The sequence below is a fragment of the Corynebacterium sp. HMSC08F01 genome, from assembly GCF_001807545.1.
Taxonomy (GTDB): domain Bacteria; phylum Actinomycetota; class Actinomycetes; order Mycobacteriales; family Mycobacteriaceae; genus Corynebacterium; species Corynebacterium coyleae.
Genome location: NZ_KV789322.1, coordinates 1 through 24,690, shown reverse-complemented (window position 1 = coordinate 24,690; position 24,690 = coordinate 1). Strand labels below are relative to the sequence as shown.

Sequence of the window (24,690 nt, the reverse complement as noted above, 5' to 3'; positions counted from 1 at the left end):
CGGCTCGCGCATGGCGTACTGCTCAAGCACTTGGCAGTTGAGGTCGATGGATTTGTCGGCGCGACGGACCTCTTCGGAGAGCTGGTCGTAGTCGATGTCCTCCGGGTCGACGAGCACCTGGATGGTGTCGGACTCGTCGAGTTCGCGCAGTTCCTTCGGGGTGAACTTCGCCTGGGCGGGGCCGCGGCGGCCGAACATGTGGACCGTCTCGGCCTGGTTCTTCTTCAGGGACTCGTAGACGTTGTCCGGGATCTCGGTGACGGCGAGCTCGTCGGCGGTCTTGGCCAGCACGCGGGAGATATCCAGGGCCACGTTGCCCACGCCGATAACGGCGACTTCCTTGGCCTCGAGGTTCCAATCGCGCTCGAAGCGCGGGTTGCCGTCGTAGAAACCGACGAACTCGCCAGCGCCGATGGACTTATCGCCGCCCGGGATGAGCAGTTCACGGTCGCGTACAGCGCCGGTGGAGAGGACGACGGCGTCGTAGTAGTCGCGCAGCTCATCGATGGTGATGTCGCGGCCGACGGTCACGTTGGCGATAAGGCGCAGGTTGTCTTTGTCCAGCACGTTGTGCAGGGATTTCACAATGCCCTTGATGCGTGGGTGGTCGGGCGCAACACCGTAGCGGATGAGGCCGAACGGGGCTGGCATCTGCTCAAAAAGATCGACGTGAATATCGTGCTCTTCGTTGCGGATGAGCAGGTCAGAGGCGTAAATGCCGGCGGGGCCGGCGCCGATGACGGCGACGCGCAAGCTCATAGGTGATGGTCCTTTCGCAAAAGGGGGATTTTTTCGATGACCGACACTATAGCGCATAGACAGAGCGGTCTTAAAGTTTCGGCGATTTACATTCGTGTCCTTAGAGGTGCTTAAAGCGGGCTCGTAAACAAACATTCAATGCATTACACTCACGCGCTTAACCGGCAGTTTCGGCGTTTTGGTTGTGCTAGACAGGCCGGTACGGCATGCTTGCCCATCAACACCGAAATGAACAGCATCGCCGAACCGATCGGTCTACTTTTTGGAGGGCTCGTGACCGCACCAACGAAAACCGCGAAACCGCGCGCAAAGAAGCCGCAGGGGCAGTGGCTTATCGACGGCACCGCGCCGCTCAACCACGATGAAGAAATCAAGCAGGCATCCCCGGTCCTCGACGTGAAGCAGCGAGTGATCGACACGTACTCCAAGGGCGGCTTCGACTCGATTGACCGCGAGGATCTCTACCCGCGTTTTAAGTGGCTCGGCCTGTACACCCAGCGCAAACAGAACCTGGGCGGTGAGTTCACCGGCGAGGACAACAAGGTGCTTGAGGACAAGTACTTCATGATGCGCATCCGTTTCGACGGCGGCATTTGCTCCACCGCGCAGGCCCGCGCCGTCGGAGAGTTGTCCCGCGATTACGCCCGCTCCACGGTGGACCTGACGGACCGGCAGAACATCCAGTTCCACTGGGTGCGCATCGAGGACGTCCCGGCGATTTGGGAGAAGCTCGAGGCTAACGGCCTGAACACCTGGGATGCCTGCGGGGATGTGCCGCGCGTAATCCTGGGCTCGCCGGTGGCAGGTATTGCCAAGGACGAGATCATCGACGCCACTCCCGCGATTAGGCAGATCCAGGAGATCGTTACCGCAGACGAGTTCCAAAACCTGCCGCGCAAGTTCAAGTCCGCCATTTCCGGCAATGCGCGCCAGGACGTGGTCCACGAGATCAACGATCTTGCCTTCATTGGTGTCGAGCACCCCGAGCTCGGCCCCGGCTTCGAGTGCTATGTGGGCGGAGGCTTGTCGACGAACCCGATGCTGGCACAGTCCCTCGGCGCCTTTGTCACCCTCGAGCAGGTCCCGGACGTGTGGGCGAACGTGGTGCGCATCTTCCGCGACTACGGCTACCGTCGCCTGCGCAACCGTGCCCGTCTGAAGTTCCTCGTGGCCGAGTGGGGTGTGGAGAAGTTCCGCGAGATCCTTGAGGACGACTACCTGGGCTACAAACTCCCGGACGGTCCGCACGCCCCGAACAACCTGGTGGACCGCGACCATATCGGCGTGCACGAGCAGAAGGACGGCAACCTCTACATCGGCGTGAAGCCGACGCTGGGCCACATGTCGGGCGAGCAACTCATCGCCCTGGCTGACCTGGCGGAGAAGTACGGCGTGACGGATCTGCGCTTCACCCCGTTCAAGGAGGTCCTGCTGCTCGGGGTTGCGCCGGACACCGCAGCAAACCTCCAGGCGGATCTGGAGGAGATGGGCCTGTACTCCAAGCCGAGCGAGTTCCGCCGCGGCCTGCTGTCGTGCACTGGCCTGGAGTACTGCAAGTTGGCGCACGTGACCACCAAGTCCCGCGCCATCGAGCTGGCCGACGAACTGGAGGAGCGCTTCGGGGACCTCGACTCGCCGATCACCATTTCGCTCAACGGTTGCCCGAACGCCTGCGCCCGCCACCAGGTCTCCGACATCGGTTTGAAGGGCCAGATGGTGGACAACGGCCACGGCGAGAAGGTCGAGGGCTTCCAGGTACACCTTGGCGGCACGATCGGCGAGGGCGCGAACTTTGGCCGGAAGCTGCGTGGTCACAAGGTGTTGTCCAGTGAGTTGACGGAGTATGTGGCCCGGGTGGTGCAGCGCTTCGTCGATAAGCGTGAGGGCGCTGAGACATTCCGCGACTGGGTCGCGCGCGCCGACGAGGAGGACCTGCGATGAGCTTTCGCCGCGAACCAAACCCGAACCGCAACTTTCCCACCTTCTGCCCGTACTGCGGCGGCGAGGACCTGTGGCCGAACGAACAGACCGAATTCGCGTGGAAGTGCTGCGAATGCCTCCGCATCTTCGAGGTGAAGTTCCACGGCCAGGACGACCCGCAAGGCGCGCCGTCGAAGGCGCCATCCACGGAAGAAGCGCTGCAGGCCTCGCTCGCACGCCACGGCCACACCGGCGCATTGAAAGGCAACCAATGATTAACCTGCTCAACCAGCCCAGCGACTTCCGCGATCCCGACATCAGCCCCGACGGCCCGACAACGACATCGCCGCTGCCACACAGGGTGGCGCAGCAAAACGCATTGCTTGTCGACGACTGGGCCGCCAAACTCCACAACGCCCCCGCCTCCGAGATTCTTCAGTGGGCGAACGAGTACGCGCCGGGCCCACTCGTGGTGACCCTGTCCATGGAGAACACAGTGCTCGCCGAACTGGCCGAGCTCCACCTGCCCGGCGCGGACTTTCTGTTCCTGGACACCGAATACCACTTTCCGGAAACCCTGGAGGTGGCCGACCAGGTGGAGGCGCGCTACCCCTCGCACCGCTTGGTGCGGGCGAAGGCGCAACTGACCCGCGCGCAGCAGGACGAGACGTATGGGCCGAACCTGTACCTGCGCGCCCCGGGTGCGTGCTGCCGCATGCGCAAGGTCGAGCCGCTGGCGGTGCATATGAGCCCGTACGCCGGCTGGATCACCGGGCTGCGCCGCGCCGACGGGCCCACCCGTGCCGACGCGCCCGCGCTCAGCCTCGATGCGACCGGCCGGTTGAAGATCTCCCCGCTGGTCACCTGGTCCTTGGAGGACACCGCCGCCTTCGAGCGCGACAACGACCTGATCATCCACCCGCTGACCCGACAGGGCTACCCCTCCATCGGCTGTGCCACCTGCACCCTGCCCGTGGCGGAAGGGGAGGACCCACGCGCCGGGCGCTGGGCGTTTGCCACCAAGACAGAGTGCGGTCTGCACGAATAGCCGAGAAGCGCAACAACCGGACAACAAGGAGCAACACAATGACGCAAGCAACGGCAACGGCAACGCAGCTATCGCCGCACCTGAAGGATTTAGAAAACGAGTCGATCCACATCATCCGTGAGGTGGCGGGGCAGTTCGACAAGATTGGCCTGCTGTTTTCCGGCGGGAAGGATTCCTGCGTGGTGCTGGAACTCGCGCGCCGCGCGTTCTACCCGGCTAAGCCGCCGATTGAGCTGCTGCACGTGGATACGGGGCATAACTTCCTGGAGGTGATTGAGTTCCGGGATGCGATCGTCGATAAGCATGGGCTCCGCCTGCGAGTCGCGCATGTGCAGGATTGGATCGATCGCGGTGACCTGCAGGAACGCCCCGACGGCACCCGTAATCCGCTGCAGACCGTGCCGCTGGTGGAAACCATCGCGGAGGTCGGATACAACGCCGTGCTGGGCGGGGCGCGTCGCGACGAAGAGCGTGCCCGCGCAAAAGAACGCGTCTTCTCTGTGCGCGACTCCTTCGGCGGCTGGGACCCGCGCCGCCAACGCCCCGAACTGTGGGACCTCTACAACGGTGCGACCCTGCCCGGCGAAAACGTGCGCGTGTTCCCAATCTCCAACTGGACCGAAGCCGACGTGTGGGAATACATCGGCGCGCGAGGCATCGAACTGCCATCCATCTACTACGCCCACGACCGCGAAGTGTTCGGCCGCGACGGCATGTGGCTCACCCCCGGCGAATGGGGAGGCCCTCGCGAGGGCGAACAGCTTCAAACGCGCCGGGTGCGCTACCGCACCGTCGGCGACATGTCCTGCACCGGCGCCGTTGACTCCGACGCCGAAACGATCGACGAGGTCCTCGTCGAGATCGCCAACTCCACTCTGACCGAACGCGGCGCAACTCGTGCCGACGACCGCCTGAGCGAATCCGCCATGGAAGACCGCAAGAAGGAAGGCTACTTCTGATGACCGCCCCAACCATCGCCCCCGCTACTACCTCCGAAAACGCCCCTGAAACCGGCGCTGCCGAAACTGCCACCGCCGAAACCGCCACCGCTGCACTGTCCGCCCGCGAGACGCTGCGCTTGTGCACCGCCGGCTCTGTCGACGACGGCAAGTCCACCTTCGTCGGCCGCCTCCTGCACGACACCAAGTCGGTGCTCGCCGACCAGCTCGCCTCCGTGGAGCGCACCTCCGCCGACCGCGGCTTCGAAGGCCTGGACCTGTCGCTGCTGGTTGATGGCCTGCGCGCCGAGCGTGAGCAAGGCATCACCATCGACGTGGCCTACCGCTACTTCGCCACCGACAAGCGCACGTTCATCCTCGCCGATACCCCAGGCCACGTGCAGTACACGCGCAACACCGTGACCGGCATGTCCACGTCTCAAGTGGTGGTGCTGCTTGTCGACGCCCGCAACGGCGTCGTCGAACAAACCATCCGCCACCTCACCGTGGCCAAACTCCTCGGCGTGCGCACCGTGATCTTGGCGGTGAACAAGATCGACCTCGTTGATTATTCGCAGCAGCGTTTCGACGAGATCAAGGCCGAATTCGACGCCAAGGCCGGCGAACTCGGCATCGAGGAGCCGCACGTCGTGCCGATTTCCGCGCTGCGCGGCGATAACGTCGCGGAGCGCAGCGACGCGACGCCCTGGTACACCGGCCCGACCGTGCTCGAACTGCTGGAGAGCATCCCCGTGCAGCGCGGCCGCGCCGATGACCTGGACTTCCGTTTCAACATCCAGGTCGTGCTGCGTGAACACGCCTCCGACTACCGTGCCTACGCGGGCCGCGTCAACGCCGGATCGATCACGGTTGGCGACGAGATCCTCGCCCCCTACGGCCGCACCACCACCGTTGCCGGCATCGACACCGCCGACGGTCCCGTGGACACCGCCCATGCCGGCGACTCCGTTGCGCTGCGGCTTGCCGACGACATCGACCTGACCCGCGGCGACCTGCTGGCCGCGCACACTCGACCAGAAGACACACGCGAGTTCGACGCCACCGTCGTCGGCCTCAACGAGAAGGACCTGCGCGCAGGCCAAGCTGTGAAGCTGCGCATCGGCACTGCGTTCGTCCGCGCCCGCGTGGCCAGCGTCGAGCGCGTCCTGGACATCGACGGCGCCGAAGGCGACAACACCGCACCCGAGGCAGTCGCACTCAACGACATCGCGCACGTGACCATCCAAACCGCCGACGAACTGCCCGTCGAGCAGTACGCAGCCCGCGGTGCGGTGGGCAACTTCCTGCTCGTCGATCAGGCAAGTGGGAACACGTTGGCGGCTGGGCTCGTCGGAAAGCGCCTGCGGTAACAACCATGACTGCGCTGATCACCCTTTCCCACGGCTCGCGGCACCCCCGCGCCAAGGAAGGCATCCGCGCGCTCACCCAAGCCGCGGCCGCGCAACTCGGCGTGGAGTGGGCCGACGCCCACCTGGAGTTCGATACACCCACACTCGCAGAGGCAGCTGCTTGCTTATCCTCGTCGCGCGCGATCGTGGTCCCGCTGCTGTTTACCCGCGCATTCCACGCCAAAGTCGACGTGCCGCGCCACCTCGCCGAAGCCCGCCAGCACTGCGACCTCGTGCTCGCCGAGCCGCTCGGCACCGGCAGCGACATCGCGGATGTCCTTGCGCGTCGCTTGCGTATCGACGACCCCACCGCCACCCACGCAACCCTCTTCCCAGTCGGCACCTCCAACCCTGAACAAGCCGCCAACTACGACCGCCTCGCCGCCGAAGTGGCCAAGCGTGCCGGGGTGGAAACGGCAGTGGTGTCGGCGACGCGTGGTCAGCGGCGCTTCACAGATACGCATGTGCTCCCACTGTTTGTCACCCACGGAACCCTGCTCGACCGGATCCCAGACCACCTGCCGGCATCCGGGCCGCTGACCACAGACCTCGCGCGGATCGTCGCCAACCGATACCGCGCCGCCGAGAAAGGCGCCTGACATGTACAAACTCGAAACACTGCTGCTCATCGCAGTCACAGGTCTTGCCGCGCAACTTGTCGACGGCGGCCTCGGCATGGGCTTCGGCGCCACCTCTTCCACCATGCTCATCGCGCTCGCCGGTATCACCCCGGCCGCTGCCTCCGCCGTCGTCCACACCGCGGAGCTGGGCACCACACTCGCCTCCGGCGTAGCCCACACGCGCTTCGGCAACGTGGACTGGCGCACCGCCTGCGCGATCGGCATCCCCGGCGCCATCGGGGCGTTTCTCGGTGCAACCGTGCTCGTGCGGCTTTCCACCGAAGCGGCACGTCCGGTGATGTCGCTGATCCTCACGCTAATCGGGCTGAACCTCATGCTGCGCTTCGCCCGGGGGCTCACCCAACGCAAACTCGCCGCGAAGCCTCACTCGCGCGGCTTTCTCGCAGGCCTCGGGCTCTTCGGCGGATTCATCGACGCCACCGGCGGCGGAGGCTGGGGACCCGTCACCACCTCCACGTTGCTTACCGCAGGGCGTGCCGAGCCGCGCCGCATCGTCGGCACCGTCAACACCGCCGAGTTCCTGGTCACCCTCGCCGCAACACTCGGGTTCGCGGTTGGGATGTGGCGTGACCTCGTCGCAAATCTCGCGGGCGTGCTGGCTCTGCTCATCGGTGGCGTCATCGCCGCGCCCATCGGCGCGTGGATGGTCAGCCGTATGAACCCCATCGCGCTCGGCGGCGTCGTCGGCACCCTGATCGTGCTGCTGAACCTGCCCGTCGTCTTGTCGTATGCCGGCATGACCAGCGGACTCTGGGTCGTCCGCTTGCTTATCGTTGCAATCGGAGCCGCCCTCTCCTGGCGAGGCATCCAACGCGCCCGCGCCAACTCCCGCGCCGCATCCGAGCGCGAAGGCGCAACAGTGGTGGAGCCACAGCCTGCCCGCATACGATAAGCAACTATGTCTGATTTGCTCATCGTCGCAGCCATGAAAGAGGAAGCCGCCGACATCATGTCCGGAGGCGACCACGAAGTACTCATTACCGGCATCGGCACCCTGCCCGCCGCAATCGCCTTGACTCGCCGCCTCTCCGAAGGTCCGCTGCCGTCACGCGTCATCAACGTCGGCACCGCCGGCGCGCTCGTCGACCTCGAGTCTGGCGTCTACGAAATTTCCGATGCCGTCAAGCACGACTTCAAAGTCGGCGGCACCTCCGACATCACCGACTTCGTCTACCCGCGCTGGTTCAACTTCGAACCCCTCACCGACCTGCCGAAAGCCAAACTGGCCACCGGTGATGCGTTTGTGAACCGCTCTGATCTTCGCGACGAGCTCGCCAAGGAATGCCAACTCGTCGACATGGAGGGCTACGCACTCGCTGCCGTGTGCTCCACCTTTGGCGTCCCGCTGACCCTGCTCAAGCAGGTTTCGGACTCCGCCGACGAAGGCGCCTCCGCTGTTTGGGAGGCCGCCCTCGAGCGCGCCCGCGTGGAGCTCGAAGAAGCCCTGCGTGAGCACCTTCGCTGAAGACGCGGGCATTTCGCTTGACGACGACCCCACGTCCCTCTTCCAGCTCCTCGTCCTGTGCATGCTGCAAGCGAAGCCCATACGCGCCACCGTCGCCGTCGACGCCGCACGCTGACTGTTCGACGCCGGCCTGACCTCACCATCTGCACTGGTTGAAGCGCCGCGCTCGCAATTGATCCGCATCTTCGGCGCCGCCGGCTACGCCTGCGCAACCATGTTCGCCCGCGAGGCGCAGGGGGTGTGGCCGGAGTTGGCGCCGGTCTTCGACAAGAAGGCACTGCAGGGGGCCGCGAAGGTGGGACTGCCGGAAGATGCGCAGGAGCTCGAATCGCACGCCCGGTCCGAGGGTGTTGCCTTGCCCGCTTTCGCTGCCCACCTAGTCAAAGTGGCCCTCGGCGTTGAATGATCGGTCGTGGCAGGCGGATCGTCTAGCTAGACCTTCTGCCGGACTAGACGATCAAGCATTCCGCGCTGAATTTCCCCAGGTGAAGTTGCAACTGGTTTTCATTTAGGGGCGAATCGTCTAGCAGCATCGGAGGCGAGCTAGACGATCCGCTCCGAACAGCTCCCAGACATGCAGAAAGCCCGCCGGCGTAAACGCGCCAGCGGGCTAAAAGCAGCTACCTCGCAGAAGTTACTTTGCAAACTCCTCGACGAGTGCGGCGTTGAAGGCCGGCAGATCGTCCGGGGTGCGCGACGAGATGACGCCGGAGTCGATGACAACTTCCTCGTCGACCCACTCGGCACCGGCGTTGACCAGGTCGGTCTTGACGTTGGCAACGGAGGTGATCTTCACGTCCTTCAAGATGTCGGCATCCGTCATGATCCAGCCTCCGTGGCAGATCACGCCGATCGGCTTGCCTGCGTCCTTGAACGCCTTGACCAGGGCGACGGCGTCGGAATCAACGCGGATGGCATCCGCGTTGAGGGTGCCGCCCGGGAGGATGAGGGCGTCGTAGTCGGCAGCCTTGGCGTCGGCGGTGGTGACGTCGACGGCGACCTTGGCGCCCTTCTTGCCCTCGATCTCACCGGTTTCGGTGGAGACGACCTTGGTGGTTGCGCCGGCTTGTTCGACGGCCTCCTTCGGGGAGGTCAGTTCGGAATCTTCAAAGCCGTCGGTCGCGAGGATTGCGATGGTCTTGTTATTCAGACCGGCCATTGGTATTTCCTTTCGTCGATAACCAATTACGGCACACCACCGTACCTAGTCTTCGTCATTCACGCCGGGGAGGCGACCGGGTGGGGTGGTGTCGATGTCGGACGGGGTGTCGTCGTCAAGCGGGACGCGCGTGGAGCCAAGCCCCTCCTTCACGGGCTCTTTTTCGCGTTTGGCAAGGCGCATCATGTGGTCGCGCACGGCGAGGAAGGATTCCTTGGAATCCATGGTCTGAGTTTGTTGGGTGGCCATGGCTATCTCGTCGGCGGTGATCTCGCCGGAGCGCAGCGAGACCATTTCAGCCCAGTAACGCAGCCACACGGCGGCGACAGCGGCAACCGGAACCGCGAGGAACGCGCCGACGATGCCGAACAGGGTACCGCCGACAGCGACGGCGAGCAGGACCACGGCGGCGTGTAAGCCCATCGCCTGGGACTGCAGGATCGGCGAGAGAACGTTGCTCTCCAGCTGCTGCACGGCGATGATGAGGATGAGCGCGAACACGGCGTTCATGAACCCGTTGGACACCAACGCGATGATCACCGCCAGAGCGCCTGCAGAAATCGCACCGACGATCGGGATGAAGCCGGCGAAGAACGTGATCACCGCGAGCACCGGCCACAGTGGCACGCCGAGGAACAGTAGGCCGAGACCGATGAAGATGGCGTCAACACCGGACACGATGGCCTGGGTGCGGATGAATCCAGACAGGGTGTTCCAGGAGCGGCTGCACACTTCGGTGAGGTGCCAACCAGCGCGCACGCCGGTGTACTTGCGCACCCATGGCAAGAAGCGGTCGCCGTCTTTGAGGAAGAAGAAGGTGAGCACGAGCGTCAGTGCGAGCGTGGTGCCTACCGACGCAATCGCGCCCAGGCCCGAGAACACTCCCGACGCGATGTTGGAGGCCTGGCCCTTGGCAAAGGCGGTGACCTGATCGACGGTCTGCTGGATCTGCTCCGGCTCGAGGACTTCGAGGTCGCGCTCTTTCAGCCAATCGACGATCTGGTTCACGCCCTGCTCGGCCTGTCGTGCGAGCTCGCTGCCTTGGCTTTTCACGGTTGGCGCCATGGCGACGAAGATGCCGCCGATGATGCCGAAGAATCCGATTAGGGTGATGAACGTGGCCAGGGATGCGGGGATTTTGTGGTCGCGCATCCAGCGCACCGGTGGCCACAGGACGGTGGACACAATCAGTGCTAGAAGAATCGGCAGAAGGCCCATCCAGACCCATTTGAGCAGGTAGAGAAGGATGGCCGTGGCTGCGACAACGATGATGAAGCGCAGTGCCCACGCGGCGGCGGTGCGGCCGTCGGAGGCGATGACCTCGCCGCGGTCAACCGGCTCGCGGGAGAGGTCCTGGGCGGCGTCGGCCGGTGTGGGCAGCGTTTGGATCGGGTCGACAGCCGTGTCCAGGGCTCCCACATATTTTGGTTTTTTACGTTCACTCACGTGGTCATTGTGTCAGAGATGTGGGGTTATGCATAAGGGGAAGGGGCGTGGGGTCGTCGAAAAGTGCGCGCAAGGGGGAGTTGTCCTAGACCACAAAGGGATTTGGGTGTAGTGTGGCCCACAATTCATTCCACGACCGAGAAAGGCCACAACGATGACAGTGTATCCCAACCCTGGTACCGAGGGCTCGAACGTCAAGTTCCGTAAGCGCTACGACAACTACATCGGTGGCGACTGGGTTCCGCCGGTAGATGGCGAATACTTTGAAAACATCACCCCAGTGACCGGCGAGGTGTTCTGCGAGGTTGCGCGCGGTAAGGAAGCGGACATCAATCTGGCGCTCGACGCTGCGCATAAGGCTGCGCCCGCTTGGGGTAAGACGTCCCCGCAGGAGCGTTCCGGCGTCCTGCTGAAGATCGCGGACCGCATGGAGGAGCACCTTGAGGAGCTCGCCGTTGCGGAAACGTGGGAGAACGGCAAGGCGGTGCGTGAGACGCTCGCCGCCGATATCCCGCTGGCCATCGACCATTTCCGCTACTACGCAGGCGCGCTGCGTGCACAGGAAGGTCGTTTGAGCCAGATTGACGACGACACCGTCGCTTACCACTTCCACGAGCCGCTCGGCGTTGTCGGACAGATCATTCCGTGGAACTTCCCGCTGCTCATGGCGGCCTGGAAGCTTGCTCCGGCGCTGGCTGCAGGTAACGCGATCGTGCTCAAGCCGGCGGAGCAGACCCCGGCGTCGATCCTGTATCTGATGGATCTGATCGGCGACCTCATTCCGGCGGGTGTGCTGAACATTGTCAACGGTATGGGCGACGAGGCCGGCGCGGCACTGTCTGGTTCTGACCGCATTGCCAAGATTGCGTTCACCGGCTCGACTGAGGTGGGCAAGATCATTAACAAGGCCGCGGCCGACAAGATCATCCCGGTCACCCTCGAGCTTGGTGGCAAGTCCCCGGCACTGTTCTTCGAGGACATCTTTGCCAAGGATGATGACTTTAAGAAGAAGGCCATCGAGGGCTTCGCAATGTTCGCTCTGAACCAGGGGGAGGTCTGCACCTGTCCGTCCCGTGCGCTGGTGCATGAGTCCATTGCCGACGAGTTCCTTGAGCTGGGTGTGCAGCGCGTCAAGCAGATCAAGACCGGCAACCCGCTGGACACCGAAACGATGATGGGTGCGCAGGCCTCCACCGAGCAGATGGACAAGATTAAGTCCTACCTCGAGCTTGGGCCCCAGGAAGGCGCTGAGGTGCTCACCGGCGGCGGCGTGAACAAGATTGAGGGCCTGGAAAACGGCATGTACATCGAGCCGACCGTGTTCAAGGGCACCAACGACATGCGTATCTTCCAGGAGGAGATCTTCGGCCCGGTGATGTCCGTGACCACGTTCAAGGACTTCGACGAGGCCATCCGCATTGCCAACGACACCATCTACGGTCTCGGCGCCGGTGTCTGGGCGCGCTCCGGCACCACCGCATACAAGGCGGGTCGCGCGATCCAAGCGGGTCGTGTGTGGGTGAACCAGTACCACTCCTACCCGGCTCACGCGGCGTTCGGTGGTTACAAGAAGTCCGGCATCGGCCGCGAAACCCACCTGATGATGCTCGACCACTACCAGCAGACCAAGAACCTCCTCTGGTCCTACTCCGAGAAGGAAACCGGCCTGTTCTAAGGGCATTTGCTTAGCGACGACACCCTCATCGCCCACTTATGTTCCCGGTCGGTGAGGGTGTTTTTGCGTGCTTCTACCTGCGGAAACAAATAAAGTTGCGTCGAGTGGGAACAACTTTGGGTACAGTGCCGTTACATAGATTGAGTGCAACAGGCTCAAGGATGTGCCCGCCGGTGTTATAGTGGTGGCCGTCAAGTTGAGTCGAAGCGCATCAACTTACTGATAAACCACATTTCAACAGGAGGAATTACTTTTATGGCACGCGCAGTTGGTATTGACCTTGGCACCACGAACTCGGTTGTTTCCGTCCTTGAGGGCGGCGAGCCGGTAGTTATCGCTAACGCTGAGGGTTCCCGCACCACCCCGTCGGTTGTCGCTTTTGCGAAGAACGGTGAGGTGCTTGTTGGTCAGTCTGCAAAGAACCAGGCGGTGACCAACGTCGATCGCACGATCCGCTCCGTGAAGCGTCACATGGGCGAGGACTGGACCGTAGATATTGATGGCAAGAAGTACACCCCGCAGGAGATTTCCGCTCGTACGCTGCAGAAGCTGAAGCGCGACGCGGAGGCTTACCTGGGTGATGAGGTCACTGAGGCTGTTATTACCGTTCCGGCTTACTTCGAGGACGCTCAGCGTCAGGCCACCAAGGAAGCTGGCCAGATCGCAGGCCTGAACGTCCTGCGTATCGTGAACGAGCCGACCGCTGCGGCTCTGGCTTACGGCCTGGATAAGGCTGAGAAGGAAGAGACCATCCTGGTCTTCGACCTTGGCGGCGGCACCTTCGACGTGTCCCTGCTTGAGATCGGCGATGGCGTTGTTGAGGTACTGGCTACCGCTGGTGACAACGAGCTCGGCGGCGACGACTGGGATAACCGCGTAGTCGAGTGGCTCGTGGACAAGTTCAAGTCCCAGAACGGCGTTGACCTGTCCAAGGACAAGATGGCTATGCAGCGTCTGCGCGAGGCTGCGGAGAAGGCCAAGATTGAGCTTTCGTCTGCACAGCAGGCTTCCATCAACCTGCCGTACATCACGGTTGATGCAGAGAAGAACCCGCTGTTCCTCGACGAGACCCTGACCCGCACCGAGTTCCAGAAGATCACCTCCGACCTGCTGGATCGCACCAAGAGCCCGTTCAACCAGGTGATCAAGGATGCTGGCATGTCTGTCGGTGACATTGACCACGTTGTTCTGGTTGGTGGCTCGACCCGTATGCCGGCTGTGTCCGATCTGGTCAAGGAGCTCACTGGCAAGGAGCCGAACAAGTCCGTGAACCCGGACGAGGTTGTGGCTCTGGGTGCTGCTCTGCAGGCTGGTGTCCTGCGCGGCGATGTCAAGGACGTGCTGCTGCTCGACGTCACCCCGCTGTCCCTCGGTATTGAGACCAAGGGTGGTGTGATGACCAAGCTCATCGAGCGCAACACCACCATCCCGACGAAGCGTTCGGAGACCTTCACCACGGCCGAGGACAACCAGCCGTCCGTGCAGATCCAAGTCTTCCAGGGTGAGCGCGAGATCGCTTCCGCGAACAAGCTGCTCGGCTCCTTCGAACTGGCAGGTATCGCTCCGGCACCGCGTGGTGTTCCGCAGATCGAGGTCACCTTCGACATCGACGCCAACGGCATCGTGTCCGTGTCCGCGAAGGATAAGGCCACCGGCAAGGAGAACACGATCAAGATCCAGGACGGCTCTGGTCTGTCTGATGAAGAGATCGATCGCATGATCAAGGACGCCGAGGCTCACGCTGACGAGGACAAGAAGCGTCGCGAGGAGCAGGAGACCCGCAACAACGCGGAGACCATGGCGTACCAGACCCGCAAGTTCATGGACGAGAACGGCGAGAAGCTTTCCGAGGACATCAAGACCCGCGTCACCGAGGCTGCCGATGCTGTCGACGAGGCCCTCAAGGGCGAGGACCTGGATGCCATCAAGTCCGCAGTGGAGAAGCTGACCACCGAGTCCCAGGCAATGGGCACCGCGCTCTACGAGGCTCAGGCCAACGAGGGTGCTACCCAGGCTGATGCTGGCGACGACAACGTTGTGGACGCCGAGGTTGTCGAGGACGACGACACCGACGCCGACAACAAGTAATCCAACCCAGTACGTGTAAGGAGGCGACGTCTGATGACGAACCCGAACAACGAGCAGATGCCCGATAACCCGGGTAATCCGGAGGCGACGGACGAGCAGTACGTCTCCCCGGATCAGGCGGAAGCCCTGGCCGACGAGGCGGCCGAGTCCGAGGCACTGTCCACGGACGAGGACCCTCTCGTTGCCGCGGAAGCTGAGTTGAAAGACTTGGAAGACGCAGCGCAGATCGCAGAGGGCGAGGTAGACCCGGACGTCGATGGCGACGGCACGGTCAGCGACATCGAGTTGCAGCTCGCAGAGCGCACCGAGTCCCTGCAGCGTGTCAGCGCCGAGTACGCCAACTACCGCCGGCGCACGGAGCGTGAGCGTGGCGAGATTGCCACCACCGCGAAGGCAAAGTTTGCCACCGAGCTGCTGCCGCTTCTCGACGATCTCGATCTCGCCCAGCAGCACGGCGACCTGGAAGAAGGCCCGCTGAAGGCCTTCGCGGATAAGTTCCGTTCCATCGTCGCCGGCCAGGGAGTGAAGGAGTTCGGTGCTGAGGGTGACGAGTTCAACCCGGAGGTCCACGAGGCCGTGCAGGATCTGTCCCAGGGCGATGAAAAGGTTCTGGGAACGGTGCTGCGCAAGGGCTACACGGTGGGTGACCGCCTGGTGCGAAACGCCATGGTGATCATCGCCGATCCGGCCGAAAGTGCCGATACCACCGAGTAACAACAACTTGGTGGCAGGGCCGGGGAATGGGTACACGCAAACAAGAAGCGGCCTGATCCCCGGCCTTTTTACTTAGATTATTTAGTGAACGAAATTTAGAAGACAACAACTCCACACCGATTTACAGCGAAAGGAGGGTGCGAGATGGCCATGCAACAGGAATGGGCCGACAAGGATTATTACGGCGACTTAGGTGTGTCGTCGACGGCAAGCCAGGCCGATATTAAGAAGGCGTACCGCAAGCTCGCACGCGAAAACCACCCGGATTCGAACCCCGGCAACAAGAAGGCCGAGGAGAAGTTCAAGCGGGTTGCGGAAGCATACGACGTGGTCGGCGACGAGCAGAAGCGCAAAGAGTACGACCAGTTGAAGTCCATGATCGGCTCGGGCGGCTTTGGCCGGTTCGGGCGGGGAGGAGCGTCCGGTTTTCCGGGCGGGTTTCGCGGCACGGAGACGGAATTCGACCTCTCGGACATCTTCGGATCAGCCACTGGTGGACAAGCTGGAGACGGCGGCCTTGGTGATATCTTCGGTGGCTTCTTTGGCGGCCGCGGCGGTGCTGGCAGGAACGCTCGGCCGTCGCGGGGGGCCGACGTCGAAACGGAAATAACCCTCGACTTCCGCGAAGCAGCCAAGGGCACGACGTTCCCCGTCGAGCTCACCGGCGACGCACCGTGCACCACCTGCCACGGCTCTGGTTCGAAGTCCGGCAAGACGCACACGTGCGAGGTCTGCTCCGGCTCCGGCTACATCCGGGAGAACTCCGGCGCGTTCGGCATGGCACGTCCCTGCACGAACTGCCACGGCACCGGCGATGTTATTGAGGATCCGTGCACCACCTGCAACGGCACCGGCACCGTTCGCCGTACCCGTTCGATCACGGTCCGCATCCCCGCAGGCGTCATCGATGGTCAGAAGGTGCGCCTCGCCGGCCAAGGTGAGGCAGGTCCGAACGGCACTCCCGCCGGCGACTTGTTCGTCATGGTGCATGTGCGTAGCGACGACACCTTCACCCGCTCCGGCGACGACCTCGAAGTCACAGTCCCCGTCTCCTTTGCGGAAGTCGCCCTCGGTGCCACAATCGCGGTGCCGACCCTAGACAACCCGGTGAAGGTCAAGGTCCCCGCTGGCACCCCGAACGGCCGCACCTTGCGCGTGCGTGGCCGTGGTATCCCGAAGCGATCCGGCAACGCCGGCGACCTGTTGGTCACGGTTGAGGTGAAGGTGCCGAAGGATCTCGACCCGTCCGCGACCAGTGCGCTGCGCGCATACGCCCAGGCCGAGAAGGATTCTGGTTTCGACCCGCGCGCCGGCTGGTCCGAGCGCTAGACGGCGAAAGGAGGTGTAACCATGGCAGAAGAGAAGGAATACTTCGTCATCTCTGTCGCCGCCGAGCTCACCGGCATGCACGCCCAGACCCTGCGCACCTACGACAGGCTCGGCCTGGTCACCCCGATGCGTACCAAGGGGGGCGGTCGCCGCTACTCCAGCCGCGACATCTCGATGCTGCGCCGCATCCAGTACCTCTCCCAGGAGGAAGGCGTGAACCTGGCGGGCATCAAGACGATCATTGAGCTCTCCGCGCAGATCGAGGAACTGCAGGACGAGTTGGATGCCCAGCGTGGCCACAACGAGGAGTTGCGTCAGAAACTCCGCAACGGTTCCCGTCGTGGCGGCGAGTTGGTGCACGTGCCGCGTTCCACCGCGGTCGTGGCATGGGAGCCAGCTGCTTCACGACGACGCCGTCGCCGCAACCTCACCCCCGACGCCTAGTCGGCGGCAACGACAGACAAGAAAAGCCCGCGCTACCCATCACAGGGGCAGCGCGGGCTTTATCGCGCATTCGAACTACCGCAACCTACCCGCCGAACTCGATGGCAGCAGCACCGCCGATGTGGCGGAGGTTGGACTTGGCCAGGTTGAACAGTCGGCCGACGCCACCTTCAAGGAAGGCGGTGCGGGCGCCAGACTTGGCAAAGCCCTTCATCATGTCCCAGGTGATTCCCGGTGGCAGGGAGAGAGCCTCGGGGTCGGTGACGATGTCGACGACTACGGGGCCGTCGTAAGCAAGTGCCTCCTTGAGCATCGGCTCGAGGTCCTCGGGCTCCTCGATGCGGAAGGACTTGATGCCGACACCCTTGGCGATCTCGGCGAAGTTGACCTGTTCGTGGTCGGTGCCGAAGTAGGGCATGCCGGCGACCATCATCTCGAGTTTGACCATGCCGAGGGAGGAGTTGTTGAAGCAGATCACCTTCACCGGCAGTTGGTGCAGTTTGATGGTGAGCAGTTCGCCCATGAGCATGCCGAGGCCGCCGTCGCCAGACCAGGAGATGACCTGGCGGTCCGGCTGTGCGGCCTGGACGCCGATGGCCATCGGCAGCGCGTTTGCCATGGTGCCGTGGAGGAAGGACGCGCCTTCGTCGCGCTTGCCGTTCGGGGTGAGGTAGCGCGAGGACCACACGTTGCACATGCCGGTGTCGACGGTGAAGTAGGCGTCGTCGTCGGCAAGCTTGTCCAGCACGGAGGCAGCGAGCTCGGGGTGGATCGGCTTCTTCGACTCGAAGGCTTCCTCGGTGTAGCTCTTCACCACGTGGTCCAGCAGCTGGTAGTGGCGTTTGAGCATCTTGTCCAGGAACTTGCGGTCCTTCTTCTCCTCGATGTGGGGGAGGATGTTTTCGATGACGCTCTTGACGTCGCCGACGACGGGGTAGTCGACCTTGGTGCGGCGGCCGATGTGGGTGCCGTTGATGTCGATCTGGGCGACGTTTTCCTCCGGCAGCCAGTCGGTGTACGGGAAGTCGGTGCCGACCATGATGAACAGGTCGGACTCTTCCATGGCGTCGAGGCAGGCGCCGTAGCCAAGGAGGCCGGACATGCCGACGTCGTAAGGGTTGTCGTACTCGAAGTACATCTTGCCGCGGAAGGAGTGGCCGATCGGGGACTTGATCTTCTCGGCCAAAGCGAAGACTTCGTCGCGGGCGTCGCGTGCACCGTAGCCGCAGAACAGGGTGACCTTGTCGGCCTTGTTGATGGCTTCGACAAGCCGTGCGGCTTCAGATGGGTCGGGGTAGACGCGCTTGTCCTTGCCGGTGGCGTAGACGGAGTCGGCGGTGTGCGGGCCGTCGGCGGTGTCGGCGGCGAAGACGTCGCCAGGCACGACCATCACGGACACGCCGTTGCCGGCGAGCGTGTTCTGCAGAGCGTTGTGCAGCACGCGCATGCCCTGGTCGGCGGTGTGGACAACCTCGCAGTAGGAGGAGCACTCCTGGAACAACATCTCCGGGTGGGTCTCCTGGAAGAAGGAGGAACCGATCTCGGCCGTCGGGATATGCGATGCAATGGCGAGTACCTTCGCGCCGTTGCGGTGGGACTCGAACAGACCCTGGACGAAGTGGGTGTTGCCCGGGCCGCAGGACGCGCCGCAGACGGCGAGTTCGTCGGTGGCTAGCGAGTCTGCACCGGCAGCAAACGCTGCGGCTTCCTCGTTGCGGACGTGGACCCACTCGATGTCGCTTTCGCGCACCGCGTCCGAAAGCGGGTTGAGCGAGTCGCCCACCAGACCGTAAATGCGTTTAATGCCGAGGGCCTCAAGGCGCTCGACTACTTGCTCTGCAAAGTTTGCCATGGTTTATCAGACTCCTAAAGGTAGTTTCTTTAAACGTTCGCCATGGTAACGCCATTTCTTAAGTTGTGCTTGCGCGCTGTTGCAAAGCAGACACAAAGGCCGGGTCTGTGAAGTAGTCGGAGTGCCCGCCGCGCACGCCCTCCACGCGCTGTGCGCCCCACCCTACATACGACGGCGACGCGCCGAGCACCGCCGACGGCCCAGAGCGCAGCAACAGGATGGGGTCCTGGGGTGAATCGACGACGTGAACGGTGGCGTGCTCATCCGCAAGTGTGAGCTCGGAAACGTGCTGGCCTGCGACGCCGGCGCTGCCGAGGACCCATAAGTCATCCGCTATAAGTCCATGGTCGCGCGCCGCCGTGGTGGCCAGCAGCGTGCCGTAACTGTGGGAGACGACGGTCTTCTGTGCGTCCGGGAAGCGCTCCTCAAGCGCCGCCTGGAACATCGCCAGATCATCCGCACCAGCAGACGCGCGCAGGGGAGAGACCGCCCGCGGCACCGAGCGTGGCGGTGCATAACCCTGCCACACCACCACCGCAGCACCGGTCTGCTGCGCCAACCGCGACGCCTTTGCCAACTCACCCTCCAACTTCGCGGGCGCGCCCGTGGTCGCGCCGGCCACCATGGTGATCACCCGCGCCGGTTCCACAACGTCACCGACGACAACAGTGGTCGAAGCAGGTCCGGCCTCGAGAACGGTCCCGCCGGCGGCCTCCACGGCGGCACGAGTCGCGGCGGGCAAGGTCGGCACATGACGCGCGTGCAGGTCCTGAAACGACTCATCCGGGTGGGCGAACAGCGGGTCGTAGTCCTGCTCGTGCCCGCCAAGGCGCAACAAGGACCGTGCGAGTTCCAGGTCCAGCGCCATCGACATCGCGTTGAGCCACAACACGGTGCGCGAGTGCAGGTAGCGGGTGGCAAACATGGCGGCCTCGTCCAACTGCCGTTGCAGCCCCGCCGCAGCGGCGACCAACGACGCCGCCGTGGCCAAGTCGTCGGCACCGCGCGCAAACACAGACCCGAACGCATCTAACCGCGCGTACGCCGCATCCGCCGCCACACCCCGAAACCCGGTGGACGCTAACGCCTCGCGTGAGGTTGGCACATGCTCGGCGCGCTCCCGGGCGGCATCAGAGGCGAGGCGCAACGCGGCCGCTGCCGCCGAGAGTTCCGCCGCGTCCAGCGCCGGACGGTACGTGGCAACACTCATGGCGCAAGCCTCGCTTCCAGGTCGGCGTCCACGCCCTCCACCGCGCGGGCAAAGCGCGCGATGGAATTGAGGTGGGTGTTGAGGTGGGCGGTGGTGTCGTCGATAAGCATGTGCGTGCTATTGCGTATCGACGACAACGCTTCCGCCGTCCGCGACACCCCCACCTGCGCAAACGGTAACGGTGTGAACGTTCGGGTGAGGCCGCGGGCAACGGGTGCGGTGCGTGTTGAGATTTCAAGAGTCATGGGCCGAATCCTCTGCGCACCAGCACACAACCACAAGGGGCGAAGAAAAATCTGTGGATAACTGCCCCGAACTCCACCTAAAGTTATCCACATGAAGATCGCGTTGGTGCAAACGGTCACAGGCAGTGACACAATGGACAACTTTGCCCACCTTGCTCCGCTGGTGCGCGACGCCGCCGCCCAAGGTGCGAGCCTGATCGTGCTGCCAGAGGGTGCCAGTCAGGCCTTTGAGCAGGGCAGACTGGACACACAGGCGGAGGACCTCGACGGCACGTTTGCCACCAACATGCGCGACCTGGCAGGCGAGCTCGGCGTGACCATCGTGGCTGGCATGTTCCGGCCCGCCGATACCGTGCAGCGCGGCGAGAAAACCATCAACCGCGTCTACAACACCGCCCTGATCACGGGAAATGGCCTGCATGAGGGCTACGACAAGATCCACACGTACGACGCGTTTAACTACCGCGAGTCCGACACCGTGCGCCCCGGCGAACGCCTGGTCACCTTCGAGCAGGATGGCGTGACGGTGGGCGTGGCCACCTGCTTCGACATTCGCTTCCCCGAGCAGTTCCAGGCCCTTGCGGACCGCGGCGCCCAAGTCATTGTCGTACCCACAAGCTGGGCCGACGGGCCCGGCAAGGTGGAGCAGTGGCGCATCTTAACCGCCGCGCGCGCCCTCGACGCCGGGGTGTTCATCGCGGCCGCTGGCCAGTCGCGCCCGGATTTTGAAACCAAAGCGGGCGAGCCGTCCGGTCCCACCGGCGCGGGCCACTCAACCGTGGTCGACCCTTCCGGCGTGCGCATCGCCGAAGCCGGCTACGGGCCCGAAACCCTGGTCGTAGACATCGACCCCGAAGAGGCCGCCAAGCAGCGCAAACGCCTTCCGCTCGGCCAGATCCGCGCGGACACTACGATGCGCTAAACCACTCCGGCGTCGCGTCGTGGGCGATGACCTGCACGCCCTCGGCGCCAGCTTCTTCCAACGCGTCGGTGATCGCGGCCGCGCGTGCCTGGTCCGCGCACACGATCACGTCGCGACCCCACCACATTCCCGGGCCCGACACCACCTGCTCCAGCGACGCACCCAGCCGCGACTCCACCACCCAACTCACGTCCAGCCAGTCCTGCGCGCCAGCCAACGCGTCCAGCGCCGCCCGGTCGTACGTCACATCCGAAACCAGGTGCACATCGGGGTGCTCCTCGCATTCCAACCAGTGAAAAACCAGCGCCTTCGCCGCAGCCAACCCCGTCCCCGCGGCCACCAAGAGCACTTGCTTATCGACGAACCCCTGCAGACCCCCGCGCGCCACACCCAATGTCAACCACGCGCCGGGCGCAACCGCAAGATCGGTGCCCGCGCCGATGTGAAACTCCATTTGTCCGAATGGGTTCGACGGCAGCGCCGGGATCAGCCCGGTCCACACACCGGGGGCTTCCGGCGACATCACGGGCAGCGTTTCACCGGGGGCATAGATGATGCGCGTGCCTGCCTCGAGGCGCACGATCTGCACCCCGTCTCGAACGTCCACGCTGGTGACCTGCGCCGCTGAGGCCGCCGGCACGCCCGCGTAGTCGGCTTGGGATGCTGCCTTGCGCATGACCTCGCCCGCTGCCACGAGCGCCGAGGTGGGGTCCTCGGTGTCGGCACCGCCAGCACCGGTGCCGACCTCGGCGCCGGTTTCTCCGGCGACGGTGCGGATGGCGTCGCCAAGCAACTGCATCGCGTTCGGGTACTCCTCGGCGGGGAAGCCCGTGCGGCGCAGGTCCAGCGCGATCGCGCGCAGACGGTCGGTGGTTTCGGTGGGGGAGTGGCTGAGGAGGAACGTGGTGGCGTCGATAAGCATCTGCGGCATGCGCTCACCAGGAGCAAGCATCATCGACGCATGTGGATACGCCTCCACGAACCTCGCGCGCCACACCTCACTCACGCGCGATCCGTGGGTGCGCAACAACTCAACGGACTCCGAAAAAGCCATGAAAACAGCGTACTGGGTTAGAGTACAGACTGTTTTATATGCGATAAGTGGATAAAGGAAGGTGCTGCGATGGAATTCACCCCATACACGCTGCTTACCGACATCGGATGGATCTCCCTCCTCCTCATCGTCGGCAACGTCCTGCGCAACCGACTGCGCGTACTGCAAGCATTGCTGCTGCCTGCACCGATCACCGCGGGCCTTATCGGGCTCATCCTCGGGCCGGAAGTCCTCGGCCTGATTAACTGGTCCGACCAGGTGGGCACCTACACCACGCTGCTCATCGCGGTGGTGTTCGCGTCGATGGCGTACTCGATGCAATTCGGCGGGTCCGTGGCCACCGGTGCGCGCAACATGTGGGGCTATTCCACCGCAATGTTCATGGGGCAATGGGGCCTATTCATCCTGCTTGGCATCTACCTCTTCGCACCCGTATTCGGCACCGAGCCGTGGTTCGGCATGATGCTGCCCGTCGGCTTCGTCGGCGGCTTCGGCACCGCAGCGGCCGTCGGCTCCGCGCTTGAGGAGATCGGAGTCGAAGGCGCATCCTCTCTCGGCTTCACCTCCGCCACCGTGGGCACCCTCGTGGCGATTGTCGGCGGCGTGATCATGGCCAACTGGGGCATCCGCAAAGGCAAGGCGTCCCAGCTCGCGGGCGATCTTCCCGACGACCTGCGCACCGGCTACATCCGCAACGAGGAAGAACGCCCCTCCATCGGCAAAGCCACCACCAACCCGTCGTCCATCGAACCGCTCGCACTGCACGCCGGCTTCATCGTGTTCACCGTGCTCATCGCGTACCTGCTGAACACGCTGATCAAGGGGCAGTGGCCAAACGTGTCCATCCCGCTGTTCGCCATGTCGTTCGTGGTCGGTCTGGTCGGCCGTCTTGCCTTGCGACTCGCCGGGCGCCCGAACTACCTCGACGGCTCCACCATCAACTCCATCTCCGGCGCTGCCACCGACTACATGATCGCCTTCGGCATCGCGTCTATCGTCCCCGCCGCACTCGCCGGCTACTGGCAGGCACTGGTTGTCATGTTCGTCCTGGGTACCGTGTTCTGCGTGGTCTGGATGCTGTGGGCCGGCCCGACCTTCTTTGGCGAAAACTGGCTCGAGCGTGGCCTGTTCGGCTGGGGCTGGGCCACCGCCGCCGTGGCCACCGGCATCGCGCTGCTCAAGATGGTCGACCCGAAACTCAAGTCCGGCACCCTCAACGAGTACGGCGTGGCCTACGTCGGCTTCGCCCCTTTCGAAATCGGCATGACCATCCTCGCGCCGATTGCCGTCATCGCCGGCTTCACCACCGGTTTCGGCTGGGTGTCCTTCGCCATCGCTGTGGGCGTGGTCGTGCTCGCCTACGCGCTCAAGTGGGTGCCTGTGCGTAACGACGACCGCAGCGCCTCCCCGGCAAGGGAGTAGCTACACGGGTTTCCTTTTAAGCACTGAATGGATGTATTGCTGCCCCGCTAGCCAGGATGCGGCAGCGGGGTTCATTGAATGCATAAGGCGTGCGGATATTCGATGAACACGGATCAATTGCCCAGGGTCAAGCAGCGGTTCTAGATGGCTTGCACGATTTCGTGCGTGCCGTACTGCATTTGCCCACTGGTAAATGACAGCGGGATTAGCGCTCTGGAATTCGGAAGCGTTCCGAGCAGTAAATGCATGCTTGAGAGTCTCGTCCCAAATCCGCATCCGGGGATTTTGAGGAGAAGAAACCTGGGGTTGAGGCAAGATGAAAAGCCATGAACCGAAAGGCAAAGCCGCGACAAGGTCGTCATGAGAAGGATTCGGCTTTGCACAATTGCCAAGTTCGTCTCGTAGGGCTGGTTCCGCTTTTTGCCAAAGTGGCCTTTTGCGTGGTGGCGAAATAATCTGGCGAAGTCGAGGTGCAGGATCCTTTAGCCAGTCCCTTGTGTACGCACAAGTACGGTTTGGATCATTAACCGGTTGGGATGCATTCCAAGTTTGAAGGCGTGAATTGATGCTGTTTCTGAGTTGTACTTCGACCATACCTGTGGTCGCAGCGACAGCTCCCGCCATCTCGATATTCCAAAGGTAGAGCAGAAGTGCTTGTTTTTCTGAGCCCCCGGCTGCCTGTATGTAAGTTTTGAAGCGAGGGTCAGAAAGAGCACGCGTAATCGAATATGTAGTTTGCTTCTGCACAAAACTATATATACAGTTGGTTCTCACAAGACGGGTTAAAATCCGGTAATTAAGAGAATGTCCGCTAGGTGCAGTCGCGCCCAGCGGCTTTCTTTTTGTCGCTTAACCCGTAACAACCGTGAGGCAAACGCGGGTTAAGGCTCAAAAAGTGTGTCTGCTATCGGCGTGTCGCGGGGGTTAGATGTGGCCTTTTTGGATGCCGA

At 63.3% G+C, this 24,690-nt stretch carries 24 protein-coding genes; 17 read left to right on the top strand and 7 right to left on the bottom strand.

Annotated elements, in window-relative coordinates:
• Nucleotides 1–759, bottom strand: a 759-nt coding sequence (locus HMPREF3171_RS09375; protein ID WP_168161900.1) for an FAD-dependent oxidoreductase, incomplete at its 3' end; no start/stop codon positions are given.
• A gap of 273 nt (nt 760–1,032) precedes the next feature.
• Here HMPREF3171_RS09375 and HMPREF3171_RS09370 point away from each other — a divergent pair.
• Genes HMPREF3171_RS09370 through HMPREF3171_RS12370 form a run of 10 tightly spaced genes read left to right on the top strand, consistent with a single transcriptional unit; the run spans nt 1,033 to nt 8,586 of the window.
• The gene (locus tag HMPREF3171_RS09370; RefSeq protein ID WP_246815361.1) at nt 1,033–2,700 is read left to right on the top strand and encodes a nitrite/sulfite reductase; all 1,668 of its coding nucleotides are present in this window, start codon (nt 1,033–1,035) and stop codon (nt 2,698–2,700) included.
• Nucleotides 2,697–2,954 (top strand): hypothetical protein, encoded by a 258-nt coding sequence (locus tag HMPREF3171_RS09365; protein ID WP_070452160.1) that lies wholly within the window; start codon nt 2,697–2,699, stop codon nt 2,952–2,954. Before HMPREF3171_RS09370 ends, HMPREF3171_RS09365 begins: the two co-directional genes overlap by 4 nt.
• Nucleotides 2,951–3,727, top strand: coding sequence for a phosphoadenylyl-sulfate reductase (locus HMPREF3171_RS09360; protein ID WP_070484745.1), 777 nt, complete (start codon nt 2,951–2,953; stop codon nt 3,725–3,727). The genes HMPREF3171_RS09365 and HMPREF3171_RS09360 overlap by 4 nt, the downstream gene beginning before the upstream one ends.
• A 38-nt stretch (nt 3,728–3,765) precedes the next feature.
• Complete coding sequence (cysD, locus tag HMPREF3171_RS09355; protein ID WP_070484743.1) at nt 3,766–4,686, top strand: sulfate adenylyltransferase subunit CysD; 921 nt, start codon at nt 3,766–3,768, stop codon at nt 4,684–4,686.
• Entirely contained in the window at nt 4,686–6,035 is a 1,350-nt protein-coding gene (locus HMPREF3171_RS09350) for a sulfate adenylyltransferase subunit 1 (protein ID WP_070484741.1), read from the top strand. Before cysD ends, HMPREF3171_RS09350 begins: the two co-directional genes overlap by 1 nt.
• Nucleotides 6,036–6,040: 5 nt before the next feature.
• Nucleotides 6,041–6,673 (top strand): sirohydrochlorin chelatase, encoded by a 633-nt coding sequence (locus HMPREF3171_RS09345; protein ID WP_070484738.1) that lies wholly within the window; start codon nt 6,041–6,043, stop codon nt 6,671–6,673.
• Nucleotide 6,674: 1 nt separating this feature from the next.
• The gene (locus tag HMPREF3171_RS09340) at nt 6,675–7,607 is read left to right on the top strand and encodes a sulfite exporter TauE/SafE family protein (protein ID WP_070484736.1); all 933 of its coding nucleotides are present in this window, start codon (nt 6,675–6,677) and stop codon (nt 7,605–7,607) included.
• 6 nt (nt 7,608–7,613) lie between these two features.
• Nucleotides 7,614–8,180: a nucleosidase gene (locus HMPREF3171_RS09335; protein ID WP_070484734.1), complete on the top strand. Its 567-nt coding sequence runs from the start codon at nt 7,614–7,616 to the stop codon at nt 8,178–8,180.
• Complete coding sequence (locus HMPREF3171_RS12400) at nt 8,164–8,295, top strand: hypothetical protein (protein ID WP_256388306.1); 132 nt, start codon at nt 8,164–8,166, stop codon at nt 8,293–8,295. Before HMPREF3171_RS09335 ends, HMPREF3171_RS12400 begins: the two co-directional genes overlap by 17 nt.
• Nucleotides 8,296–8,352: 57 nt before the next feature.
• Nucleotides 8,353–8,586: a hypothetical protein gene (locus tag HMPREF3171_RS12370; protein WP_070484732.1), complete on the top strand. Its 234-nt coding sequence runs from the start codon at nt 8,353–8,355 to the stop codon at nt 8,584–8,586.
• A gap of 228 nt (nt 8,587–8,814) precedes the next feature.
• On the opposite strand, the gene HMPREF3171_RS09325 is transcribed toward HMPREF3171_RS12370, so the two are convergent.
• Entirely contained in the window at nt 8,815–9,339 is a 525-nt protein-coding gene (locus HMPREF3171_RS09325) for a type 1 glutamine amidotransferase domain-containing protein (RefSeq protein ID WP_070484730.1), read from the bottom strand.
• Nucleotides 9,340–9,384: 45 nt separating this feature from the next.
• Complete coding sequence (locus HMPREF3171_RS09320) at nt 9,385–10,785, bottom strand: AI-2E family transporter (RefSeq protein WP_083292054.1); 1,401 nt, start codon at nt 10,783–10,785, stop codon at nt 9,385–9,387.
• A 154-nt stretch (nt 10,786–10,939) separates the two neighbouring features.
• Between HMPREF3171_RS09320 and exaC the strand changes: the two genes are divergently transcribed.
• The 5 genes from exaC to HMPREF3171_RS09295 all read left to right on the top strand — a co-directional run bounded on the left by exaC (nt 10,940) and on the right by HMPREF3171_RS09295 (nt 17,035).
• A complete protein-coding gene (gene exaC, locus HMPREF3171_RS09315) occupies nt 10,940–12,460 on the top strand; it encodes an acetaldehyde dehydrogenase ExaC (RefSeq protein WP_070423281.1) in 1,521 nt (506 codons plus the stop codon).
• A gap of 255 nt (nt 12,461–12,715) precedes the next feature.
• A complete protein-coding gene (gene dnaK / locus HMPREF3171_RS09310; protein WP_070484726.1) occupies nt 12,716–14,548 on the top strand; it encodes a molecular chaperone DnaK in 1,833 nt (610 codons plus the stop codon).
• Between the two features lie 33 nt (nt 14,549–14,581).
• Complete coding sequence (gene grpE, locus HMPREF3171_RS09305) at nt 14,582–15,262, top strand: nucleotide exchange factor GrpE (protein ID WP_070484724.1); 681 nt, start codon at nt 14,582–14,584, stop codon at nt 15,260–15,262.
• Between the two features lie 144 nt (nt 15,263–15,406).
• On the top strand, nt 15,407–16,591 hold the full coding sequence (dnaJ, locus tag HMPREF3171_RS09300; RefSeq protein ID WP_070484722.1) for a molecular chaperone DnaJ: 1,185 nt from the start codon (nt 15,407–15,409) through the stop codon (nt 16,589–16,591).
• Between the two features lie 21 nt (nt 16,592–16,612).
• Nucleotides 16,613–17,035, top strand: a complete 423-nt coding sequence (locus tag HMPREF3171_RS09295; protein WP_070484720.1) for a heat shock protein transcriptional repressor HspR — start codon at nt 16,613–16,615, stop codon at nt 17,033–17,035.
• An 85-nt stretch (nt 17,036–17,120) separates the two neighbouring features.
• Here the strand turns inward: HMPREF3171_RS09295 and HMPREF3171_RS09290 are convergent, their stop codons facing one another.
• Genes HMPREF3171_RS09290 through HMPREF3171_RS09280 form a run of 3 tightly spaced genes read right to left on the bottom strand, consistent with a single transcriptional unit; the run spans nt 17,121 to nt 20,342 of the window.
• Complete coding sequence (locus tag HMPREF3171_RS09290; protein ID WP_070484718.1) at nt 17,121–18,887, bottom strand: pyruvate dehydrogenase; 1,767 nt, start codon at nt 18,885–18,887, stop codon at nt 17,121–17,123.
• 58 nt (nt 18,888–18,945) lie between these two features.
• The gene (locus HMPREF3171_RS09285; RefSeq protein WP_070484717.1) at nt 18,946–20,097 is read right to left on the bottom strand and encodes an alpha/beta hydrolase; all 1,152 of its coding nucleotides are present in this window, start codon (nt 20,095–20,097) and stop codon (nt 18,946–18,948) included.
• Nucleotides 20,094–20,342 (bottom strand): hypothetical protein, encoded by a 249-nt coding sequence (locus tag HMPREF3171_RS09280; protein ID WP_070452523.1) that lies wholly within the window; start codon nt 20,340–20,342, stop codon nt 20,094–20,096. The genes HMPREF3171_RS09285 and HMPREF3171_RS09280 overlap by 4 nt, the downstream gene beginning before the upstream one ends.
• Before the next feature lie 91 nt (nt 20,343–20,433).
• Here HMPREF3171_RS09280 and HMPREF3171_RS09275 point away from each other — a divergent pair, with 91 nt between their 5' ends.
• Entirely contained in the window at nt 20,434–21,264 is an 831-nt protein-coding gene (locus HMPREF3171_RS09275; RefSeq protein WP_070484715.1) for a carbon-nitrogen hydrolase family protein, read from the top strand.
• Here the strand turns inward: HMPREF3171_RS09275 and HMPREF3171_RS09270 are convergent.
• Entirely contained in the window at nt 21,251–22,318 is a 1,068-nt protein-coding gene (locus HMPREF3171_RS09270; RefSeq protein WP_070484712.1) for a ferredoxin reductase domain-containing protein, read from the bottom strand. The genes HMPREF3171_RS09275 and HMPREF3171_RS09270 overlap by 14 nt on opposite strands.
• Before the next feature lie 69 nt (nt 22,319–22,387).
• On the opposite strand from HMPREF3171_RS09270, the gene HMPREF3171_RS09265 reads away from it, so the two are divergent.
• Nucleotides 22,388–23,740, top strand: coding sequence for a sodium/glutamate symporter (locus HMPREF3171_RS09265; RefSeq protein ID WP_070484711.1), 1,353 nt, complete (start codon nt 22,388–22,390; stop codon nt 23,738–23,740).
• Nucleotides 23,741–24,690: the final 950 nt, after the last annotated feature.

What these genes read in the sequence shown, in the direction of transcription:
- dnaK (WP_070484726.1), top strand. Translation starts at nt 12,716, where the DNA reads ATGGCACGCGCAGTTGGTATTGACCTTGGCACCACGAACTCGGTTGTT.
- dnaJ (WP_070484722.1), top strand. Translation starts at nt 15,407, where the DNA reads ATGGCCATGCAACAGGAATGGGCCGACAAGGATTATTACGGCGACTTA.
- cysD (WP_070484743.1), top strand. Translation starts at nt 3,766, where the DNA reads ATGACGCAAGCAACGGCAACGGCAACGCAGCTATCGCCGCACCTGAAG.
- HMPREF3171_RS09280 (WP_070452523.1), bottom strand. Translation starts at nt 20,342, where the DNA reads ATGACTCTTGAAATCTCAACACGCACCGCACCCGTTGCCCGCGGCCTC.
- exaC (WP_070423281.1), top strand. Translation starts at nt 10,940, where the DNA reads ATGACAGTGTATCCCAACCCTGGTACCGAGGGCTCGAACGTCAAGTTC.
- HMPREF3171_RS09295 (WP_070484720.1), top strand. Translation starts at nt 16,613, where the DNA reads ATGGCAGAAGAGAAGGAATACTTCGTCATCTCTGTCGCCGCCGAGCTC.
- HMPREF3171_RS09270 (WP_070484712.1), bottom strand. Translation starts at nt 22,318, where the DNA reads ATGGCTTTTTCGGAGTCCGTTGAGTTGTTGCGCACCCACGGATCGCGC.
- HMPREF3171_RS09350 (WP_070484741.1), top strand. Translation starts at nt 4,686, where the DNA reads ATGACCGCCCCAACCATCGCCCCCGCTACTACCTCCGAAAACGCCCCT.
- HMPREF3171_RS09335 (WP_070484734.1), top strand. Translation starts at nt 7,614, where the DNA reads ATGTCTGATTTGCTCATCGTCGCAGCCATGAAAGAGGAAGCCGCCGAC.
- HMPREF3171_RS09275 (WP_070484715.1), top strand. Translation starts at nt 20,434, where the DNA reads ATGAAGATCGCGTTGGTGCAAACGGTCACAGGCAGTGACACAATGGAC.
- HMPREF3171_RS09365 (WP_070452160.1), top strand. Translation starts at nt 2,697, where the DNA reads ATGAGCTTTCGCCGCGAACCAAACCCGAACCGCAACTTTCCCACCTTC.
- HMPREF3171_RS09325 (WP_070484730.1), bottom strand. Translation starts at nt 9,339, where the DNA reads ATGGCCGGTCTGAATAACAAGACCATCGCAATCCTCGCGACCGACGGC.
- HMPREF3171_RS09290 (WP_070484718.1), bottom strand. Translation starts at nt 18,887, where the DNA reads ATGGCAAACTTTGCAGAGCAAGTAGTCGAGCGCCTTGAGGCCCTCGGC.
- grpE (WP_070484724.1), top strand. Translation starts at nt 14,582, where the DNA reads ATGACGAACCCGAACAACGAGCAGATGCCCGATAACCCGGGTAATCCG.
- HMPREF3171_RS09285 (WP_070484717.1), bottom strand. Translation starts at nt 20,097, where the DNA reads ATGAGTGTTGCCACGTACCGTCCGGCGCTGGACGCGGCGGAACTCTCG.
- HMPREF3171_RS09265 (WP_070484711.1), top strand. Translation starts at nt 22,388, where the DNA reads ATGGAATTCACCCCATACACGCTGCTTACCGACATCGGATGGATCTCC.
- HMPREF3171_RS09360 (WP_070484745.1), top strand. Translation starts at nt 2,951, where the DNA reads ATGATTAACCTGCTCAACCAGCCCAGCGACTTCCGCGATCCCGACATC.
- HMPREF3171_RS09340 (WP_070484736.1), top strand. Translation starts at nt 6,675, where the DNA reads ATGTACAAACTCGAAACACTGCTGCTCATCGCAGTCACAGGTCTTGCC.
- HMPREF3171_RS09345 (WP_070484738.1), top strand. Translation starts at nt 6,041, where the DNA reads ATGACTGCGCTGATCACCCTTTCCCACGGCTCGCGGCACCCCCGCGCC.